The sequence below is a fragment of the Nitrospirota bacterium genome, from assembly GCA_004296885.1.
Lineage (GTDB): Bacteria > Nitrospirota > Nitrospiria > Nitrospirales > Nitrospiraceae > SYGV01.
This window is the reverse complement of record SCVN01000008.1, coordinates 204906-225896: the sequence shown is the minus strand read 5'-3', so window position 1 is coordinate 225896 and position 20991 is coordinate 204906. Positions and strand designations below refer to the sequence as shown.

At 63.4% G+C, this 20991-nt stretch carries 18 protein-coding genes; 11 read left to right on the top strand and 7 right to left on the bottom strand.

Going from position 1 to position 20991, the window contains the following annotated elements; translation table 11 throughout:
• The 5 genes from EPO61_06185 to EPO61_06165 form a co-directional block, all read right to left on the bottom strand.
• Positions 1-3243 carry an efflux RND transporter permease subunit gene (locus tag EPO61_06185; GenBank protein ID TAJ09642.1) on the bottom strand — a complete coding sequence of 1081 codons (3243 nt, stop codon included), beginning with the start codon at positions 3241-3243 and terminating at the stop codon, positions 1-3.
• Positions 3244-3342: 99 nt separating this feature from the next.
• Positions 3343-4602, bottom strand: coding sequence for an efflux RND transporter periplasmic adaptor subunit (locus EPO61_06180; protein ID TAJ09641.1), 1260 nt, complete (start codon positions 4600-4602; stop codon positions 3343-3345).
• Positions 4599-5330 (bottom strand): TetR/AcrR family transcriptional regulator, encoded by a 732-nt coding sequence (locus tag EPO61_06175; protein ID TAJ09640.1) that lies wholly within the window; start codon positions 5328-5330, stop codon positions 4599-4601. Before EPO61_06175 ends, EPO61_06180 begins: the two co-directional genes overlap by 4 nt.
• 44 nt (positions 5331-5374) lie before the next feature.
• Positions 5375-5944, bottom strand: coding sequence for a hypothetical protein (locus tag EPO61_06170; protein ID TAJ09639.1), 570 nt, complete (start codon positions 5942-5944; stop codon positions 5375-5377).
• Positions 5913-6464: a hypothetical protein gene (locus tag EPO61_06165; GenBank protein ID TAJ09638.1), complete on the bottom strand. Its 552-nt coding sequence runs from the start codon at positions 6462-6464 to the stop codon at positions 5913-5915. The genes EPO61_06170 and EPO61_06165 overlap by 32 nt, the downstream gene beginning before the upstream one ends.
• 144 nt (positions 6465-6608) lie before the next feature.
• On the opposite strand from EPO61_06165, the gene EPO61_06160 reads away from it, so the two are divergent.
• From EPO61_06160 to EPO61_06135, 6 genes are all read left to right on the top strand, one after another.
• Positions 6609-7136 (top strand): sulfopyruvate decarboxylase subunit alpha, encoded by a 528-nt coding sequence (locus EPO61_06160; GenBank protein ID TAJ09637.1) that lies wholly within the window; start codon positions 6609-6611, stop codon positions 7134-7136.
• Positions 7137-7248: 112 nt separating this feature from the next.
• Positions 7249-7827 (top strand): sulfopyruvate decarboxylase subunit beta, encoded by a 579-nt coding sequence (locus tag EPO61_06155; GenBank protein ID TAJ09636.1) that lies wholly within the window; start codon positions 7249-7251, stop codon positions 7825-7827.
• Between the two features lie 79 nt (positions 7828-7906).
• Positions 7907-8998 carry an aminotransferase class V-fold PLP-dependent enzyme gene (locus tag EPO61_06150; GenBank protein ID TAJ09635.1) on the top strand — a complete coding sequence of 364 codons (1092 nt, stop codon included), beginning with the start codon at positions 7907-7909 and terminating at the stop codon, positions 8996-8998.
• 93 nt (positions 8999-9091) lie between these two features.
• A complete protein-coding gene (locus EPO61_06145; protein TAJ09634.1) occupies positions 9092-11086 on the top strand; it encodes a carbon starvation protein A in 1995 nt (664 codons plus the stop codon).
• Positions 11087-11178: 92 nt separating this feature from the next.
• The gene (locus EPO61_06140) at positions 11179-11676 is read left to right on the top strand and encodes a YajQ family cyclic di-GMP-binding protein (GenBank protein TAJ09633.1); all 498 of its coding nucleotides are present in this window, start codon (positions 11179-11181) and stop codon (positions 11674-11676) included.
• A 21-nt stretch (positions 11677-11697) separates the two neighbouring features.
• A complete protein-coding gene (locus EPO61_06135; protein ID TAJ09632.1) occupies positions 11698-12732 on the top strand; it encodes a hypothetical protein in 1035 nt (344 codons plus the stop codon).
• Between the two features lie 111 nt (positions 12733-12843).
• On the opposite strand, the gene EPO61_06130 is transcribed toward EPO61_06135, so the two are convergent.
• Positions 12844-13788, bottom strand: a complete 945-nt coding sequence (locus EPO61_06130; GenBank protein ID TAJ09631.1) for a hypothetical protein — start codon at positions 13786-13788, stop codon at positions 12844-12846.
• A gap of 194 nt (positions 13789-13982) precedes the next feature.
• On the opposite strand from EPO61_06130, the gene EPO61_06125 reads away from it, so the two are divergent.
• Positions 13983-15275 (top strand): asparagine--tRNA ligase, encoded by a 1293-nt coding sequence (locus tag EPO61_06125; GenBank protein ID TAJ09630.1) that lies wholly within the window; start codon positions 13983-13985, stop codon positions 15273-15275.
• A gap of 215 nt (positions 15276-15490) precedes the next feature.
• Here the strand turns inward: EPO61_06125 and EPO61_06120 are convergent, their stop codons facing one another.
• On the bottom strand, positions 15491-16153 hold the full coding sequence (locus tag EPO61_06120; GenBank protein ID TAJ09629.1) for a hypothetical protein: 663 nt from the start codon (positions 16151-16153) through the stop codon (positions 15491-15493).
• Positions 16154-16441: 288 nt separating this feature from the next.
• On the opposite strand from EPO61_06120, the gene rsmH reads away from it, so the two are divergent.
• From rsmH to EPO61_06100, 4 genes are read left to right on the top strand one after another with little or no spacing between them, the layout of a single operon-like run.
• Complete coding sequence (rsmH, locus tag EPO61_06115; GenBank protein ID TAJ09628.1) at positions 16442-17371, top strand: 16S rRNA (cytosine(1402)-N(4))-methyltransferase RsmH; 930 nt, start codon at positions 16442-16444, stop codon at positions 17369-17371.
• Positions 17368-17697: a hypothetical protein gene (locus EPO61_06110; protein TAJ09627.1), complete on the top strand. Its 330-nt coding sequence runs from the start codon at positions 17368-17370 to the stop codon at positions 17695-17697. Before rsmH ends, EPO61_06110 begins: the two co-directional genes overlap by 4 nt.
• Complete coding sequence (locus tag EPO61_06105; protein ID TAJ09626.1) at positions 17694-19478, top strand: penicillin-binding protein 2; 1785 nt, start codon at positions 17694-17696, stop codon at positions 19476-19478. Before EPO61_06110 ends, EPO61_06105 begins: the two co-directional genes overlap by 4 nt.
• Positions 19475-20983 carry a UDP-N-acetylmuramoyl-L-alanyl-D-glutamate--2,6-diaminopimelate ligase gene (locus EPO61_06100; GenBank protein ID TAJ09625.1) on the top strand — a complete coding sequence of 503 codons (1509 nt, stop codon included), beginning with the start codon at positions 19475-19477 and terminating at the stop codon, positions 20981-20983. The genes EPO61_06105 and EPO61_06100 overlap by 4 nt, the downstream gene beginning before the upstream one ends.
• Positions 20984-20991: the final 8 nt, after the last annotated feature.

Sequence of the window (20991 nt, the reverse complement as noted above, 5' to 3'; positions counted from 1 at the left end):
TCACGAGATACGAACGCCGCCTGCCTGTCGTTCCATCTCCGGTTCGGTCTTCCGCGGGAACCGCTGCTCCAGGAGCAAATAGAGCGTCGGGATCAGGAAGAGGGTCAGGATCGTGGAGACGCTGAGCCCCCCGATCACGGCGCGGGCCAGCGGCGCGTTGGTCTCGCCCCCGGTGCCCAGCCCCATCGCCATCGGCAACAGGCCGAAGACGGTGGCCAGCGAGGTCATCAAAATCGGCCTCAGTCTGGTCCGGGCCGCCAGCACCACCGCTTCGTGCAGGCCCACCCCGCGCCGCCGCAACACGTTGGTGTAGTCCACGAGCAGCACCCCGTTCGACACCACGATCCCCAGCATCATGATCATCCCCATGAACGAGGTGGTGGACAGGGTCGTGTGGGTGAGGAAGAGCATCAGGATCACGCCCGGCAATCCCATCGGCACCGAAAACATGATGATGAAGGGGTCCAGCAACGATTTGAACTGGGCGGCCATTACCATGTACACCAGCAGCAAGGCCAGAATCGTGGCGAAGACCAAGCCCTCGAAGGTCTCGCGCTGTTGCTGGATCTGGCCGGCCAGCCGGACGCTGAACCCCTGGGGCATTTGCAGCTCGGCGAAGCGGTCCTCCAGATCGGCCGCAATGGCCCCGAGGTCGCGGTTCACCGGGTTGGCGGTGATGTGCACGATGCGCTGGAAGTATTTGCGCTCGATTTGCACCGGGCCGGCGTTCATGTGGACCTGGGCCACGTTCTTGAGCAGCACCGGGGAGCCGCCCCGGGTCGTGAGCAGGATGTCGTCCAGGTCCGTCAGGTTCTTGCGGTAGGGCTCGGCGAGCCAGGCGCTGATGTAGTACTCGTTGCCGGTCTGCGGGTCCGTGAAAATGATCGGATCGGTCTGCCCGTTGCCGTTCAGCGAAAACAGAACGGCATTGGCCACGTCGGTCTCGCTCACGCCCAGCAGCGCCGCTTTTTCCCGATCCACCTCGATGTCCAGCTCCGGATAGTTTTCCTCCCGGCTGACCTCGATGTCGGCCAGGCCGTGGACCTGGTGCATGGCGGCTTCCACCTGCTTGATCACGGCCCGGCCCTTTTCCAGGTCGTAGCCGTAAATCTCCACATCCACCGCTTTCTGGGACCCGAAGCTGGTCACCCGCTTGATGATGCCGCCCGGGTCGAAGAACATGGCCACGCCGGGGAACAGCTTGAGGATCTTGGGCCGCACCTCGCTCATGATCTGGACCTGATTGCGCCGGCGCTTGTCCGGCGAGGTCAGGTAGACCTGGATCTGCGAGGTATGGGGACCGGTGTTGCGGTTAAACAGCGACGAGCGGCCTTGCGCGAGCACGCCGGTGCTCGAGACGACCGTCTCCAGCTCGTTCGGCGGGATCGTCTCGCGGATCACCCGTTCGATCTCCGACACCTGCTGCTCGGTTTTCTCCACCCGCTGGCCCACCGGCGCGCGGACGTTGATGCGGAACTGGCTCTCGTCCGTCACCGGAATGAACTCGGTGCCGATGGCCGGGATCAGGGTCAGCGAGGCGGCGAACACCAGCACGATCACGCCGACCAGCGCCTTCTTGTGTCCCAGCACCCAGGTGAGCAGCGTTTGGTAGCTGGCGTCCAGCGCGTCGTACCGGGCCTCGCTCCAATGCATCAGGCGGACCCACCAGGCCGGCATGGAGCGGAGGGCGTCCTGCTCGGGCTTCAGGAATTTGTAGCAGAGGGCCGGCGTGACGGTGCGCGAGATGAAAAAGGAGGTGAAGAGGGAGATCGCGATCGTCAGCGTGAGCGGGATGAACAACAGCTTGGCGATGCCCACCACGAAGAGGATCGGGAGAAACACGACGACGGTCGTGACCGTGGAGGCGAAGATCGGCATGGCTACTTCGCGGGCCGCCTCCAGCAGCGCTTCCCACTTGGTCGGGACCGACAGGTTAAGTCTGGCCTCCGGCGCGACGTCCTTGGCCAGGGCCTGGACCTCTTCCCACCGCTGGTGGCTGGCGTTCAGGTGGCGTTGGATGTTCTCCAGTTCGACGATCGAGTCGTCCACCAGGCGGCCGATCCCCAGGGCGAGGCCGCCCAGCGTGAACACGTTCAGGGTCTCGCCGCTGAAGTAGAGGACGATGAACGTGACCATGATCGAGAGGGGGATGGCCACCGAGATGATCATCGTGCTGGCCAAGTTCCGGAGGAACACCAGGATCACGGCCGCGGCCAGCAGAGAGCCGTGCAAGGCTTGCTCCATGAGGTTGTTGATGGATTGCCGGATGTAGAGCGACTGGTCGAAGGAGACGCCGAGTTGAACCCCCGGCGGAATGCCGACCATCTTGGGCAGGGCTTTGCGGAGCGCGTCCACCACGGCCACCGTGTTGGCGGTCGGCTGCTTGTTCACGCGCAGGTAGACGGACCGCTGGCCGTCCGTATGGACGATGTTGGTCTGGATGTCGGAGGAATCCGTGACGGTGCCCAGGTCGCGCACCCGCACGGGGTTGCCTTGCGGAGTCAGCCTCACGATCACGTCGTTGATCGGCTCGACGGTCTTGAACTGGTTGTTGGTGAAGACGTTGTAGTCCAGATTGCCGGCCTTGATGTCACCGGACGGCAGGATCAGGTTCGAGGCTTTCACGGCCTTGACGACGTCCAGGATCGACAGCCCGCGCGCGTGGAGGAGGGCCGGGTCCAGGTTGATGTTGATCTGCCGGATCTTGCCGCCCTCGACCGTGGCGGCGGCGACGTTGGCGATCTGTTCGATCTGGGGCGCGATCGTGTTGTAGGCCAGGTCGTACAAGGCCCGTTCGTCCATGTTGGGGCCGGTCACGGTGACCAGGGCGACGGGGATGTTCGACACGTCGAATTTGACGATGAACGGTTGGAGGATGCCGGGCGGCAGCTGATTCAAGATTTGGGTGACGCGCTGCATCACCTCCATCTGACCCACATTGATGTCGGCCCCCCAGTTGAACCAGATCTGGACGGCGCCGATGCCGTGCTTGGCGAACGATTCCACGTGCTCGACGTTGGAGGCGGAGCTGACGGCTTTCTCGATCGGGTAGACGACGCTTTGCTCGACGTCCAGGGGCGGCGCGCCCTTGTAGATCACGCCGACGAAGGCGACCGGCACCTGGATGTTGGGGAACAAGTCCACGGGCAGGCGATCCAGCGAGGTCCAGCCCAGCACGACCATCGCGAGCGAGAGCATGAGGATGCCGATGCGGTTTCTGAGGGCGAGGAGAGTCAGCCACATATCAACAAATGACGAACGATGAACGCTGAACGCTGCATCGCAGGCATGAGATTTTGGTCGGCGAGTAATGCATCATTCAGCCTGTGCCTGCACGGCGTGTCACCCCTCGCGTTTCACCGGCCCGGCCGGCTTGTCCGTCGGGACCGTTTGCGGGGTCGGCTCGGGCGACATGCCGGGACCGGGCGTCGGGTCGGCCGGCCTGGTCTGCACGGGGGTCCCTTCTCCGACCAAGTCTTTGCCCGACACGATCACCTGTTCGGTGCCGGCGAGTCCTTTGGTCACCTCAATCATGTTCCCGGACCGGACCCCCACTTCGACGGGCATCTGGTGGGCCTTGCCGTCCCGGACCACGTAGACGTATTGGGCCTCTTCCAGCTTGGTCAGGGCATCGATGGGGATCTGAATCGCGTTCGGATGCCTGCCCACCAGAATCTCGACGCGCGCGAACATGCCGCCCTTCAGCGCCAGGTCCTTGTTCGGCAGATCCACCTCGACCGTCATGGTCCTGGTGCCGCGGTTCAGCGCCTGGACGATCCGGGTGACCTGGCCCATGAAAACTTTGTCCGGGTACGCCTCGGCCCGCACTTCCGCTTTCTGCCCGATCTTGATCAGGGGCACGTTCTTCTCGACCACTTCGATCATCGTGCGGACCGTCCCGATGCTCTGCAACGTCAGGATGCCGCGCGCCGTCGTCGAGGTGCTGGCGGTGGAACCGGTGACGGAGGCGCCGGTGTCGAGCGTCCGCTCCGCGATGTAGCCGGCGAAGGGGGCGCGGATGTAGGAGTAGGTCAAATTCGTTTCGGCCTGTTGCAGCGCCACCTCCATCTGCTTGACCTGGGCGCGCACGGATTCGATCTGGGCCAGGGCCATGTCGTAGTTGACCTGGGCGTTGTCCAGGTCCTGCTGGGACACGAACTGATCTTTGATCAACTTCTGCATCCGGTCGAGGGTCAGTTTGGCGTTGCGGATGTTGGCTTCCTGCCGGAGCACATCGGCCCTGGCTGCGGCCAGGTTGGCTTTGGCGCGGTTGACGGCGTGGACGTAATCCGTGTGGTCGATTTCGACCAGCAACTGGTGGGCTTTCACGTAGTCGCCTTCGTCCACGTGGAACTTGGCGATGTAGCCGTCCACACGGGAAAAGACGTTGATCTGCTGATCCGGCTCGATATCGGCCGTAAAAGTCAGGCGCACGTCCAGATCCTGGCGGATCGGCGTGCCGATGCCGACCGTGATCACGCGGCCCTTCTTCGTGTCGGGCTTGGCCCCGCTGCTGGTCAGGCGGAACACGACCAGGCCGGCGAGCGCCAGGATCAGAATCGCGGCCACCGTCAGGCCCGGATGGCGGCGGATGTGGTTCATGACTGCCTCCGGGCGGCGGGCGTGCGGCCTTCGGGACGGGCGGCCAGCAAGCCATCCAGAAACAGCGTCACATAGGCGGCCACGCTATCTTCGGGGCTCCGGTGGGCCGGGATGCCGAAGATTTCGTGCAACATCCGGTGGTGGGCGATCATGCCGGTGAAGGCCCTGGCCGCAAGCATCGGGTCTACGTGCCGGAACGCGCCCTCCTTGGCCCGCTGCGCGATGTAGCCGGCCAGAAAATCGTAGAAGATTCGGTGCTGGGTGCGGAAGAACATGGCCGAGATCTCGTGCCCTTCGAGCGCGCTGAACAGGAGCAGGCGGAGCAACGTCGGGTCCGCGCCCCGGCGGATGCGGTGACTGGCGATCAACGTGAAGACTTGCCGGTCGTCCCGCTTCTTGGCCGCCTCTTCCACGCTGGCCAGCAGTTCGGGAATGGACACCTTTTCCTTCAAGATCGCCGCGTAGAGGGCGCGTTTGGTGGGGAAATGCTTGAAGAGCAGGGCCTCGCTGATCCCCACGGACTTGGCGATTTCTTTTGTGGTCGTGCCCTTGAATCCGTTGGCGGCAAAGAGTGCGGCGGCGGCGGTGATGATGCTCGCTTGCCGTTCCTGCCCGGAAGGCCGGAGCGATCGGGGAACGCCCCTAAGCGGTTTGTGCGGTTTGACGGCGTGCAACGTCGGCATCGGATACTCGGTAAGTGAGTGATTACTCACCGGAGATGTTATCATAAGCCGTTTGGCGCGGCAAGCGGCGGGGAAACGGGTCGGGTCGGTCAGAACCCGCTCATGATTTCGGCGAACTTGGCCCCGAGGGCGCGGCTCTCAAAAAAGACGACGCCGGTCTCTTGTTTGCCGTCATAGGTCAGGTTGACTTCGGTCTCGGGGCCGCGCCAGTTGTACTGCTGGTTGGCGCCGGCCATGGTCTGGCCCGGCGTCAGGTCGAGCGGGCCGTAGCGGGCCTGGAGGTAGCGGAGCATGGCTTCGTGCTGGAGCGCGCCCTGGTAGCGGACGGTTACACGGGCGAACTTCCCATCCACGGTGGAGAACTTCATGGATTGGACGGGAACAGTCCCGATCAGCAGGGGCTCCTGCTTGAGCTGGTATTCCTTGATTCGGTCTTCCGAGTACGTGAGCGGAAACGTCGGCGCTTCGGCCAGCGCCGCGCCCCAGGGAATTCCCTCGAACCCTTTGGGATCGGTGGCCATCGTGACAGCCCAAGCGGGAGAGGGGGACGACAGGTAAAGGATCGCGAAAGCCAGCAGGCAGAATGTGGACGAACCGGACGCGCGCCGCAACCGGCGCGGGCGGGCGTCAGTAACTGGAGCCTGTGTCTGCCAGAGCATCGTTGAACCGGGGGGAAAGGGTGCGGCTTTCGATGAACAGGTAGCCCCGCTCCCGCTTGGCCTCATAGGTCAGGTTGATCTCCGTGTCGGTCCCCCGCCAATTGTACTGCTGGTTGAGGCCTCGCATCATGGAGCCGGGCGACCGGTCGATCGGGCCGAATTGGGATTGGAGATACGCCAGGACCGCGTCATGAGTGTCTTTGCCCTGATACCGGATGGTGACCCGGCCGAACTGGCCGTCGATCGTGAAGAGTCGGACCGATTCGACGGTGGTCTCTCCCAGATGAGGCGGCTCTTTCGGGACTTCATAGCCCTTCACCCGGTCCATGTTCTGGATCAGGGCCAGCTCCGCCTGATTGGTGAGCGGGGAGCCCCAGGGGATGTTGCGGAATCCCTTGGGGTCGTTGAGCAAGGTGCCTGCCTCGACGGTGGCCGGGAGAAACGGGGCCGGCCAGAGCCAAGCCAGCAAGATCAGTGCTGCAGTCAGACGGGGCCGGCTGTGGGCAATCAGAGGGGGCATCGGTGTCCATTCCGTCGCAGGTCGCGAAACCATAGCATCTTTGGGGAAGCGAACTCAATCGGCGCGGCGCGAGGGGCGCGGGCGACCCGTTCCTTGTGAAGTCGGGAGGGGCTTCGCTATAATGCGCCGTTCTTCAATCGGCGGATGTCGGCGAATCCTTCGTCATGGGGCGTCATGATCGAGAGCGATGCGTTTTGCCAGGCCTTGCAGGATATCGGGTTCGACTTCTTCACGGGTGTGCCGGATGTGTTGCTGGCGGGCGTGATCGAGACGCTGATCGAACGGCGCCTCTACACGCCGGCGGTCCGCGAAGATGAAGCCGTGGCGATGGCGGCCGGCGCCTTCATGGCCGGCAGGGTCCCGGCGGTGCTGATGGCGAATGCCGGCGTGGGAAACAGCCTGAATACACTGGCCTCGTTGAACCTGCTCTATCGCCAGCCCTGCCTGCTGGTCATCGCCTGGCGGGGCTTCGATGGAAAAGACGCGCCGGAGCACCTTGTCATGGGCCGGACCGTGACGCAGGTGCTGGAGACGGTCCGCATTCCTCACCGGACCCTGTCTGAGCAGACGGCTTCCGATGATTTTCGCTGGGTCGCGCAGACGTTCATGAAGGAACGCATTCCCGTCGCGCTGCTCCTGAAAAGCGGCGTGGTGCGTGGGATTCAGCCGTGAAACGTGAATCAAAGTTGTCAGTATCCAGTTCTCAGTAGTCAGTTCCGGAAACTGAGAACTGATCACAGAACACTGATAACTCTTTACGAACGGCGATGAGTGAGGACTAGGAATGAGACCGGAAGAAGGGACCATGCAGAGCCGGGCCAGGGCGATCCAAGCCCTGTTGGACCTGGTCAGCGATCAGCCGGTCATCATTTGCAATGGGTTCGCCTCGCGGGAAGCCTTCAAGGTCAAAGACCGTCCCGAGAATTTTTATATGACCGGCTCCATGGGCATGGCGGCGGCGATCGGGCTGGGAGTGGCGCTGCACAAGCCGCAGAAAAAGGTCGTGGTGCTGGACGGGGACGGGAACGTGCTGATGGGCCTGGGCACGTTGGCGACGGTCGGCGCGCTGAAACCGAAAAACTTCATCCACGTGGTGCTGGATAACGAAGTCTATGGGAGCGGGGGCAACCAGCCGTCCTATTCGCGGGTCGTGAAGCTGGACCAGGTCGCCAAGGCCGCCGGCTACGTGAACGTGGAGCGGGTGCGTGAGCGGGAGGACCTGGTCTACGAGTTCAAGGACATGCTGGGGAAGGACGGGCCCAGTCTGTTGCTGGTCAAGATCACCGAGCAAGTGGAAGATGTGCCCTGGGTTCCGCTCCCACCGGCCCAGATTGCCGAACGGTTCCGGAAAGCCATCGAATAATCGCTGTCAGCCGTCAGCGTTCAGCCTTCAGGTCGAGGCTGGGAACTGATGGCTGATGGCTGAAAGCTGAGGACTTGTTATGATTCTGTTAAGCCCCGGCCCGGTCAATGTGTCGGCGCGCGTGCGCGCGGCACTTCAACGTCCCGATCTCTGCCATCGGGAGTCTGAGTTTGCGGACCTCATGCAAGGGATCAGGCGAAAGCTGGTTCAGGCGTTCGTGCCAGGGGCGGAGGCGGACTATACCGCGGTGCTCCTGACCGGCTCGGGCAGCGCGGCCGTGGAAGCGGCGGTGCTCTCCTCGCTCCCGAACGGCAAGCGAGCGCTGGTGATCAACAATGGCGTCTACGGCGAGCGCCTCTCCTCCATCGTCGGCGTGCACCGGCTGGGGGTCAACGAGTTCAAGCTGGATTGGGGCACGAGGCCGGACCCGGAGAAGCTGCGGCTGGCGTTGCGCCAGCACCCGGAAGTCCACGTGGTCGCGATGGTGCACCATGAGACCACGACGGGCTTGATCAATCCCGTGAAGGAGATGGCCGAGGTGGCCGACAGCCTGAACCGCGTCTTCGTCCTGGACTCGGTCAGCGGCCTGGGCGGGGAAGAACTCGACGTGGCTGGGCCGCACCTCTATATGGTGGCCGGCACGGCTCATGACTGTCTCCAGGGGGTGCCCGGCGTGTCCTTCGTGCTGGTTCGCAAGGGGTTCATGGAGCGGATGAAGGCTTATCCCAAACGGTCCTGGTATCTGCACCTGCCCCATTACTATGAAGACGCGGAGAAGGGGAGCAGCCCCGTCACCCCGGCGGTGCAAGTCTTTCAGGCGTTCGACGAAGCGCTCAACGAATTGTTGGAGGAGGGAGTGGCCGCCCGGATCCAGCGCTACAAGAACGCCGCGGCACAGATTCGGAAAAAGATGGACGCACTGGGGATGAAACCGGTCCTACCGGTGGAACTGCAGTCCAACAGTCTCACGGCCTATCATCTGCCGGACGGAGTGACCTATCAGGCGCTCCACGACAAGCTGAAGGAGCAGGGCTACGTCATCTATCCGGGGCAGGGGTTGTTGGAGGGGAAGATCTTTCGCGTGGCCAACATGGGCGCCTTGACCGGGCAGCAGATCGACGGATTCCTCACGGCTTTCCAGGGCACGATACGCACGATTGCGGCCCGGTGATGGTTGCCTGAACCGATGCGCTGCCGCCGCGGCGCCCTCCTCTCGCGTGCCTCTTGTACAGGACTCAGCAGAGTTGCAAGGATACCGATCGTCATGAGCGTGGCGATGAAAGCTCTGTGGATGCTGATCGCGTCGGTCTGCGCGCTGGCCTTCGGCTTCGTCACGGGCCTGGTCAATCCGGGCGAAAAGGTGAACGGCCTCTGGCTGGTCGTGGCGGCGGCCTGCTTCTACGTCCTCGCCTTCCGGTTCTACGCCCGGTTTCTGGCGCGACGGGTCATGGAGCTGAACGACGAGCGGGTGACGCCCGCGCACCGGCTCAAAGACGGCAAGAATTTCTACCCGGCCAACAAGTATGTTCTCTTCGGCCACCACTTCGCCGCCATCGCCGGAGCCGGCCCGCTGCTGGGGCCGGTGCTGGCGGCCCAGTTCGGCTACCTGCCCGGCTTCCTCTGGCTCGTGATCGGCGCCGTGCTGGCGGGGGCGGTGCAGGACTTCATCATCCTCGTGGCCTCGATGCGGCGCAATGGCCGGTCCCTGCCGGAGATCGCGCAGGATGAAGTCGGGATCGTCACCGGGGCGACGACCGCCGTGGCGGTGCTGTTCATCGTGGTCGTGGCGCTGGCGGGGCTGGGACTCGCCGTGGTCAACGCCTTGTATCGGAATGCCTGGGGGACGTTTACGATCGCCATGACGGTGCCCATCGGGTTCCTTATGGGGTTCTACCTGCAGAAATTCCGTCCGGGCCGCGTCGGGGAGATGACGGTGCTGGGGGTTGCGCTGCTCCTGTTGGCCGTCTGGGGCGGGCGCCTCGTGGCCCAATCCGATACGGCAAGCTGGTTCCATTTCGAGCGGCCGACGCTGGTGTGGCTCCTGGCCGGCTACGGGTTTCTCGCGAGCATCCTGCCGGGCTGGATGCTCCTGGACCCGCGCGGCTACCTGTCCACTTTCATGAAGATCGGCGTGGTCGTGCTCCTGGCGGCCGGGGTGATGGCGATGGCCCCGATCATCGAGATGCCGCGGGTCACGGCCTTCGTGCACGGAGGTGGGCCGATCATTCCCGGGACGCTCTTCCCGTTTCTCTTCATTACGATCGCCTGCGGCGCCATCTCTGGGTTCCATTCGCTGGTCTCGTCCGGCACGACGCCCAAGATGATCGCGCGGGAGTCCTACTCCATCGTGGGCTACGGGGCCATGCTGATGGAAAGCTTTGTGGGCGTGATGGCGCTGATCGCCGCGTCGGTCCTGGTGCCGGGCGATTATCTGGCGATCAACACGCTGCTCTCGCCGGAGGCGCTGGCGGCCATGGGCTTTCCCGTTTCGCGGATCGAGGAGCTGTCCCACCTCGTCGAGTCGGACGTGGCCGGGCGGCCGGGCGGAGCCGTGTCGTTGGCGGTCGGGATGGCCTCGATCTTTTCCGGTCTCCCCGGCATGGCGCACTTGATGGCCTATTGGTACCAGTTCGCGCTCCTGTTCGAAGCCCTGTTCATCCTGACCACGATCGACGCAGGCACCCGCGTGGCCCGCTATCTGGTGCAGGAAATGGGCGGGCGCCTCTATCGGCCCTTGCGGCAGATATCCTGGTGGCCGGGCGTGCTGGCCAGCAGCGCCCTCGTGGTGGGGGCCTGGGGCTATCTGATCGGGACCGGCAGCATCTCGACGATCTGGCCCATGTTCGGGGCGGCGAACCAACTGCTCGGCACCCTGGCCCTCTGTATCGGGACGACTGTCTTGATCAAGATGCAGAAGGCCCGGTATCTCTGGATCACGATCGGGCCGATGCTGTTCGTCGGCGCCATCACGTTGACCGGCTGCTATGAGCTGGCTTTCTTGTTCCTGCACAAAGCGGCAACAGCCGGGGCCGCCGAGCCGGTCTTGCCCCTCTATCTGGATGCGGCGCTGGTGGGAGCGGTGGCCCTGTTGGCGGTGATCGTGCTGGCGGACAGTCTGCGCCAATGGTATGGCTATCTGGTGGAAGGGAAGCCCTGTACGAGCAGCGAGGTGTTAGTGGGGCCGGGCGGAGTGCCGTTGGGCGGGGCTTCTCCGGCCCATGGGGAGGGGTTGCGGATTACCGTGGATCGCTGTTGTTGATCAAGAAGCTGTCAGCCGTTAGCCATCAGCTTTGACTTCGGACCGGAGCTGAAGGCTGAAAGCTGACCGCTAATAGCTGAAAGGGGTGTGTGATGGCCGATCAGAATTCGTTCGACGTGGTGTCGCAGATCGACATGCAGGAAGTGAAGAACGCGGTGGAGCAGGCCACGAAGGAAATCCGCCAGCGCTTCGACTTCAAAGATTCCAAGACCGAGCTCACGCTGACGGAAAAGGACAAGACGCTGGTCGTGGTCTCGGACGACGAGTACAAGCTCAAGGCGGTGCTGGAAATCCTGAAGGCCAAGTTCGTCAAGCGCAACGTATCGCTGAAAGCCCTGACCTACGGGGCCGTGGAGCCGGCGCTGGCCGGGACGGTGCGGCAGACGATCACGCTGCAAAGCGGCATCGCCTCCGACAAGGCCAAGGAGATCAGCCAGGCGATCCGCGACGGGAAATTCAAGGCCCAGGCGCAGATCCAGGGGGACCAGGTGCGGATCCAGAGCAAGAGCCGGGATGAACTCCAGGCGGTGATCGCATTCTTAAAGCAAAAGGACTTTGGCATTGATCTGCAATTCCTTAATTATCGGTAGGCTCCTGCCTCGGGCGTGACGATGCCGACCTGCCTTCGAGGCCTGCTTCTCACCTGCTGTCTGCTGGCGGCGCTGTTCCTCTCCGGCTGCGGACGCGCCGACGCGATCGTCGTGATCACGGTGCATCCGGCCAATCCGAACATCCTCTACGTCGCGACCAACGATTACATCTACAAGACGCGCGACGGCGGCGAGACCTGGGAGAATCTCTCCAAAGGCATGAGCCACTCGCGCGTGATCTCGATGGCCGTCGATCCCGCCTATCCCGCCACCGTCTATGCCGGCACCAAAGGGGATGCGGTCTTCAAGAGCTACGATGGGGGCCAGCGCTGGGTCTCGCTGCGGGCCGGGCTGGAGGATGTGACGATCACCTCGGTCGTCAACCAGTTCGTGTTCGACCCGGCGGAGCCAGCCCACATCTTTGTCGCGACCACGATGGGAGTCTTCGAGACGCAGAATGCCGGGGAGCAGTGGCAGAAGCGCATGGACGGGATGAAGGAAGTGTTGATGGTCGTGACGCTGGCGCTGGACCCGACGAGACCCCAGGTCATGTATGCGGGCACGAGCGGGGGCGTGTACAAAACCGTCAACGGCGGCAAGGGATGGGAGAAGGCCAACAACGGCCTCGTGCCGCCGGAAGTGCTCAAGTCCTCCCGCGCTCTGGGCGTGACCGTCATGCAAGTGGACCCCTATGCGCCCGATACGATCTATGCCGCCACCCTGAACGGAATCTACCGGTCCCGGGATCAGGCTCAGTCCTGGACGCGCATCGCCCAGAAGCTGCCGGACCAGATGATCAGCGCCATGCTGCTGGATCGGGCGCAGCCGGGCACGATCTATGTGGCCAGCCGCGAGGGGGTGCATCGGAGCAAGGACCGGGGCGAGACCTGGCAGGCATTGAATCAAGGTCTGGCCACGCTCAACGTCCGTTCGTTGGTTCAGAGCCAGGTCGATCCGAAGGTCTGGTACGTGGGCACGAACGGGAGCGGGCTCTACCGGAGCCAGGACGGGGGCGAAACGTGGACGCCCATGCCGCCGGTGAAACCGGCCGCCTAAAGAAGAAGTTGTCGGTAAGCAGTTTTCGGTTGTCAGTTTCCGGAACTGACTACGGAGAACTGAATACTGAAAACCTTCTCGCTCGGCTTACGGCCTATTTGCAGCGAATGACTAGCGCTTATTCAGGTCGGACTGGCCGACCGAGGGGCCGGTGGAAGATTGCTCGTTGAGGGAGCTGCTGCCCTTGAGGCCTGGGCCGATCTGGCTGTCGCGATTGAAGCTGGATGTGTCCTCGAGGGCCGGACCGGTCTGGCTGGCGTCGTTCAGGCCTGATTGCCCCACGCTTTCGGTGCCGGTACGGGCCGCCTTGTCGAGGGTGCCTTGCCCGGCCGCCGGACCCACGGCCGCGTCGCGGTTCAAGGTCGAGGTGCCGCCGAGGGCCGGGCCCGTTTGGCTCGTCGCGTTGAAGCGGGAATCGCCCACGTCTTTCCCCGTCGGGGCGCGGCTCGGCTGAGGGGCCGGCTGGAACTCACGCTGCATCGTCGCTTCTTCCTCTTGTATCTTGCGCCGTGCCCGCCCCGCCGCGTCGTAATCCAGGCCCTCCGCCTTTTCATACGCCTGGTCGAGCTGTTGGTGTTTCGCCTTCAGGGCGTGCAGTTTGTCCCGCGCCTCGACCACCGGCAGCACCAGCGCCCCATGAGAGGCGACCAGCGAGAACCGTTGGCCGACCAGTTTGTCCGTCTGCTTGAGAATCTCCCCTGCCTCGTAGTCCAGATCGTCGATGTCCTTGATCATCGCCGGATCCGTCGAGCAGCAGGACATGAATTCGCGGTATCGCTTCAGGAAGGACGCCACCGAGGCCTCGATATTGTCCGGTGTGACGCCGATGTCGGGTCTGGGCTTGGCCGGCTTCTTGTCCGCCTCGGCCTTGAGCTCGGCCTTGGGATCGACCAGCGGCTTGCAGCCTGGGCCAGGCTGGAGTTGGATCGTGTCCCCGACCTTGCCGGGGCAGAGGTACATGGTCGCCTGCGCGGACTCCTGAAGGAAGAACACGCCGGCTCCGGCCAGGACGAGGCCGAGGACCAGCAGACCGTCTGTCATCGTGGTGTGTCGCATGAGCGCGTCCATCCGCTGCCGACGGTTTCATTCTGCTCGCCGCCGCCGAACAATGTCAAACCGGAGCGGGGTTTGCGCGGGGCGGACGCGGTTGACGCGGTGCGGTCGGCGATCTTGAAAGCCGGTTGACGTTGGGATAGGCTGCATCCGCCGTGGCCGCGCAAGGCCGACGACGGAGACGCAGGGAGGTTCACATGCCGCACGTGTATATCCAGGATGTCGCCGACCATGTCGGGCAGGAGATCACGATCAAGGGCTGGCTGCGCCATCGCCGCTCCAGCGGGAAAATCCATTTCCTCGTCGTGCGCGACGGGACCGGGGATCTCCAGGCTGTCGTCAGCAAGGGCACGGTCGGGGACGAGCCGTTTGCCGCGGCAGCCGCGTTGACGCAAGAGTCCTCCGTGGTCCTCACGGGCACCCTCAAGGCCGATGCGCGCGCCCACGGCGGGTATGAGCTGGACGTGACGAAGATCGAGCCGGTGCAGGTGGCGGAGCCCTTTCCGATCCAGCCGAAGGAACATGGGGTCGGTTTCTTAATGGAGCACCGGCACCTCTGGCTCAGGTCCAGCCGGCAGCATGCCGTGCTCCGGATCAGGCACGAAATCATCCGCGCCTGCCGCAACTTTTTCGACGACCGGGGCTTCACCCTCGTGGACGCGCCCATCTTCACGCCCAATGCCTGCGAAGGCACCACGACTCTGTTCCAGACCGACTATTTCGACGAGAAGGCCTATCTGACGCAGAGCGGGCAACTGTACAGCGAGGCCACGGCCGCGGCCTTTGGAAAGGTCTATTGCTTCGGCCCGACGTTCCGCGCCGAAAAGTCCAAGACGCGCCGGCACCTCATGGAATTCTGGATGGTGGAGCCGGAAGTGGCCTACGCGGAACTGGCCGACATGATGGACCTGGCCGAGGCGTTTCTCTCCCATATCGTCGAGCGGGTGCTGGCGACGAGGCGGGCCGAGCTGGCCGTGCTGGAGCGGGACGTGACCAAGCTGGAACGGATCGTCGCGCCGTTTCCGCGCATTACCTATGAAGAGGCGGTGGCGCGGTTGCAGCAGAAGGGGAACCCAATCCAGCATGGGGACGATTTCGGCGGCGACGAGGAGACGTTGCTCTCGAACGAATTCGACCGGCCTGTGATCGTCCACCGGTATCCGTCGGCCATCAAGGCCTTCTACATGCAGAACGATCCGACCAGGCCGGACCTGGCCCTGTGTATGGACGTGCTGGCGCCGGAAGGCTACGGCGAGATCATCGGCGGCGGGCAGCGCATACACGAATACGAGAAACTGCTCTGCCGCATCCGGGAACACAAGCTGCCGGAAGAGGCCTTCCGCTGGTACCTGGACCTTCGTCGTTACGGGTCCGTGCCCCACGCGGGCTTCGGCATGGGCATCGAGCGGGCCGTGGCTTGGATCTGCGGGCTGGAGCATGTGCGGGAAACGATTCCGTTTCCGCGCATGCTGTATAAATTGTATCCGTGAAAGAGGTGGTCAGCCGTCAGCAATCAGCCTTCAGCTTGTGGAAGAAGAACCTCATCGGGTTCACGATTATATACTTGCACGAGGTGTCCAATCTGGACGCCTGCCTCGATGAACTGGAATGGCGGTTTGACGACCGTTAGAATCCATACCTGTTTCGGGACGCGCTCATTAAGCTGCTCAATTCATCCAATGTGGAGTACAAGGAATTAGTGGCGTCATGATCGTCGCGGAAGTTCATGAAATTCCTTTCGCCACTCCGATGCTTGCTGCTCAGTGGCAATAAAGGAAATGTGTAAAAAATGGCTCCGTCGAAACTCGCAGTTTTCCAGGCCGACAGTGCCTACCAATGAATGGCCTTCAGGAACAATCCAAACATAGTCCGTAAATGTTGGTCGGCCTCCGTCAAGTTCATTGCGACTTATTGTATTGCCACCCAATAACGCAATCACGGCTGGCCCAACAATCTGACAGCCCTCTATAATCTTATCTCGAAGAATGGGGCCATCTTTAACCAAATCTGCAAGGTGCAAACGCACGCCGGATATACGTCTTTGCGCTAATTGTGCTGGTGTAGCATCTGGAAGCTTTTGTTTCGGTACCTCGCCTTGCTCAATGTTCGCTCGCATTTTTTGTTGTAATTGACGCCATCGAATCTGATTTACCAAGGCAAAGCCGATCACGAAAAAGGCAAAACCGATCAGAACTATTATCTCTCCCGGCCACTGCTGCACTTCCTGGAACGCCGCCCATGCGAAGTAGGCCATCATGCAAGCAAACCCAATGAGAGTTTGCCAAAACCAATTTTTGATCGCGTCTTGAACTGGGGAGGGAAGCGATTCCCAGAAACCCGCCCATGCCCATCTCCAATCAAAAGCCATGGCGCACCCCTCTTGAGATTTGCGCTACGGTACCATGCCCCTAACCCTGTATCAAACGAGCAATCGTGATCTCTATGAGCTTCATTTTTAGCTAAAAGTCATTTGAAAGTTCTTGCTCGCCTTCTGCACCACTTAGTCTATTCGCCCCCCTGGAAGCGTGAATTTCGCATTCATTCTGTGAATTCACAGCCATCCATATCCTATTAAGAAACCGCAAAATTTTCTTGACAAGTATATGCATGGGAGTATATTACGCGAGAAAAGTGGGAAGAAGTGGGAGTAAATGGTTTGCCTGGTGAACATGAGAAAGATCTCCATATTCCGGTATTGGCTGAAGAAGTGGTCGCGGGCCTGGGCTGCAAGCCCGGAGGCCGATATGTGGACTGCACCGTTGGGTATGGAGGGCATGCAGCCCTCATTCTGGAGCGCAGCGCCCCTGATGGTGTGCTCATCGGCATGGATCAGGATGAGGCGGCCCTGCGTGCGGCCGGGGAACGGCTACAGCCCTATGCCGGTCGCGTGCGTCTCGTTCGGGGAAATTTTCAAGAGCTGAAGCAACAGTTACGCTCAATGGGCGTCGCGGAGGTTGACGGCGTGATGTTTGATCTGGGGGTGTCGTCAGCGCAACTGGACGAACCGACGAGGGGTTTCAGCTTTCTTGCCGACGGCCCGCTGGATATGCGGATGGATCAGCGTGCCGCTCTCTCCGCCGCCTCTCTCGTGAACGACCTGCCCGAGCAAGAACTGGCCGACCTGATCTATCGCTATGGGGAAGAGCGGTATTCGCGACGGATCGCGCGGGCCATCGTCCGCGCGCGGGCGATCCACCCGCTGGCCCGGACCCTGGAGTTGGCGTCTGTGATTCGCGGATCGGTCCCGCCGCCCTATCGCCACGGGCGCATCCACTGCGCGACGCGCACGTTTCAAGCCCTGCGGATCGCCGTCAATCGCGAACTGGATGTGCTGGAGGGCGCGCTCAAGGATGCGGTGGAGGTGCTGGCGCCGGGGGGGCGGCTCTGCGTGATCTCGTTCCATTCCCTCGAAGATCGTATCGCCAAGCAGACTTTCCGCGCGTTGTCGCGAGGGGAGTCTCCTTGCTTGTCCGTACTCACCAAGAGGCCGCTCGTGGCGTCCGAGGAAGAACGGGCGGGCAATCCGCGCGCCCGGAGCGCGAAGTTGCGGGTTGCCGAACGCCTGACCGTGGGGAGGGCCGCATGAAAACCTTGGCCGGAATGACCGTGACGGGCCTGCTCCTGTTGCTGCTCTGTGTGTGGGAGCGCGTGGACATCGTGCGCGTCGGCTATCACATCGAGCAGCTCAAGCAGCAGAAGGTGCAGCTCCAGCGGGAGCGGGACGAGTTGCGGGTGAAGGTGTCCAGCATGACGGCGCCGGAGCGGATCGCGCGGGCGGCCACGGAGAAGCTGGGGATGGGGCCGCCGGAGCAGGGGCAGGTGGTGCTGGTGAAGGTGACGCCGGATTTCGCGCCCGGCCGGGGGGCGGAGTTGCGGCTGGCCAAGAGCGACGTGGGGGTGAGAATCCCGTGACTTCGGCAGACCCCTATCGGTGGCGGAGGATCGTCGCCGGGCTCATCCTGATGCTCGGGTTTGCCGGCGTGCTCTTCCGGCTGTTCACGCTGCAAGTATTGCAGGCGGCGGAACTGACGGAAAAGGCGGACCGGCAGCACCGGATGTCCGTGACGGTGGAAGGCGGGCGCGGCGGCATCTACGACCGGCAGGGCAAGGTCCTGGCGATGAACATGGAGGTGCCCTCGGTCTACGGCATTCCGGCGTCGCTGGAGAATCCTGCCGGCGTGGCGCGCGACTTGGCGCGGGTGCTCCACGTCCGGGCCGATGACATCGAACGGAAGCTGAGGCGGGAGCAGAAATTCGTCTGGATCGCCCGCAAGCTGGACCCGGAGCAGGGACGGAGCCTGGAGCGTCTGTCGCTGGAGGGGATCGGGACCAGGATGGAGGGGCGGCGTTTCTATCCGAAGGGGCCGCTGCTGGCGCATGTGCTGGGGTTTGCTGGGATGGACGGGCAGGGGCTGGAGGGGATCGAGCGGCGGTACGAATCGTACCTGCGGGGGGAAACGCAGAAGGTGGTCCTGCAGCGGGATGCGCTGGGCCGCACCGTCTTTCCGAAGGGGCTGAACGAACAGGGGCCGGCCCCTGGGCATAGCCTCACCCTGACGATCGACGAGGTGATCCAGTACATCGCGGAAAAGGAATTGGACGAAGCGGTGACGAATTCCAGGGCGAAGGGCGGGGTCGTGTTGGTCATGGAGCCTCGTACCGGTGCGATCCTGGCCATGGCCATCAACCCGAAATTCGATCCGAACAGCATGGGCAACCTCACGCCGGAACGCTGGCGGAACCGGGCGCTCACCGACGCTTATGAACCTGGCTCGACGATGAAAGTGATTACCGCCGCGGCCGCCCTGGAAGAAAAAGTCATGGGGCCCGGCACCCTGATTAACGGCGAGAATGGACAGTTCTCCGCGGCCGGGCGGAACATCCACGACCATGAAAAGCTCGGCTGGATGACCTTTGCCCAGATGGTGCAGAAGTCGAGCAACATCGGCGCGGCAAAAACCGGGATGGCGCTGGGCGAAGAGCGGCTGCACCGGTATCTCAAGGCGTTTGGCTTCGGCGAGCGGACCGAAATCGATTTGCCGGGTGAAGCGGCGGGGCTCGTGCGGGATCCGAAGGACTGGGGCCGCCAGTCGTTGGCCTCGATCGCGTTCGGGCAGGAAGTCGGCGTCACGCCCCTGCAGTTGCTCAACGCGACGGCGGCCGTCGCGAACGGCGGCTGGCTGATGAAGCCCTACGTCGTGTCGGAGATTCGCGACGGCAAGGGGGCGGTGGTGGCGCAGACGGGCCCGCAAATCCGGCGCCGGGCCGTGTCCGCCGAGACCGCCCAGTCCCTGACGGCGATTCTGGAAGGCGTGGTGACCCATGGGACCGGCGCCAAGGCGGCCATTGCCGGATTCCGGGTGGCGGGCAAGACCGGCACCGCGCAGAAGATCGATCCTCAGACTGGCCGCTATTCGCCGACCCTCTTCGTGGCCTCCTTCGTCGGCTACCTGCCGGCGGACGATCCGCGGCTGGCGATCCTGGTGGTGGTGGACGAGCCGCGCACGGAGCAATGGGGCGGCACGATTGCGGCGCCGGTGTTCCGGCGCGTGGCGGAGCAGGCGCTTCCGCACCTGGGCGTCTCCTCCAAGTCGCCGATCAAGCTGGCCCGGTATGATGAATATGGGGAAGCAAGGCGCGGCGGGGTGGATCGAACGCTTGTGCGATTGGCTTCGGTGGGAGATCCCTCGTGAGGCTGGCCGAACTCATCGAACCTCTGGAAGCGGTCACGCGGCCCGGAGGCCTCGGAGTCGAGGTGACCGGACTAACCGACGACTCGCGTTGCGTCAAGCCGGGCCATGTGTTTGTCGCGGTGAAGGGCGGCAAGGCGGACGGCCACCGGCATCTGGTCCAGGCGGTCCAGGCCGGCGCAGCCGCGTTGGTGGTGCAGGAGCCGCCGGCGGGAGGGTCGGTGCCGCCGGCGGTGCCGGTCATTCAGGTGCCGGATTCCCGGCGCGCCGTCGGCCTGCTGGCCGGCCGGTTTCACGGGGATCCTTCGTCCAGGCTGACGATGATCGGTGTGACCGGGACGAACGGAAAGACCACGATCACCTATCTCTGCCGGGCCGTGCTAGAAGCGGCCGGCCGGAAGGTGGGGGTGATCGGTACCGTGGCCTATCAGATCGGGGCCGAAGTGATCCCCGCCTCCCACACGACTCCCGGGGCGGTCGAGCTACAGGCACTGCTGGCGCGCATGGTGGCCGCGGGGCTGGATACGGCGGTCATGGAAGTGTCGTCTCATGCGCTGGCGTTGGATCGCACGGCCGGCTGCGAATTCGACCTGGCGGTGTTCACGAACCTGACCCAGGACCATTTGGATTTCCACGCCGACCTCGAAGAGTATTTTCAGGCAAAGGTGCGCCTTTTCTCCGCCCTGTCGCCGACCGGGCGAAAGCTCAAGCCCAAGCGCGCCATCGTGAATGTGGACGATGAGCGGGGCCCGCGCGTGTGCCAGGCCTGCCGCGTTCCCGTGTGGACCTATGCGATCCGGCGTCCGGCCGACATCCGCGCCGAAGCGGTGCGGCTCTCGCTGGCAGGCACGAACTTCACGGTCGTGACCCCGGTCGGCCGGTTCGAGGTGGCCAGCAAGCTGGTGGGGGAGCACAACGTCTACAACCTGCTCGCGGCCATCGGCGTGGGGTTGCAGGAGGGGCTGACGCAGGAACAGATCCGCGCCGGGTTGGCGTCGGTCGAGAACGTGCCGGGACGCTTCGAACGCGTCGAGGCGGGCCAGGATTTCACCGTCGTGGTGGACTATGCCCATACCGAGGATGCGCTGATGCGTCTGCTGGCCGCGGCCAACCGTCTCAAGACGGGCCGGGTCATCACCCTGTTCGGCTGCGGCGGGGACCGAGATCGTGGCAAGCGGCCGAAGATGGGGCGTGTGGCGGCGGAGCAGAGCGACGTCGTGGTGCTGACCTCCGACAATCCGCGCAGCGAGGATCCCGCGGCGATCTTGCGCGAAGTCGAGGTGGGCGTGAAGGAGGCCCTGGCAGCCGCGCCGGCGCGCGCGCAGTACCGGGTGATCGCCGACCGACGCCAGGCCATCGAGGCGGCCATCCGCGAGGCGCGGACGGGAGATACGGTCCTGATCGCCGGAAAGGGTCACGAGGATTACCAGATCATCGGCAGCCAGAAGCTGCATTTCGACGATCGCGAAGTGGCGCGAGAGGCGTTGCGCAAGCGGAGCCGCGCCTAACAGGATGT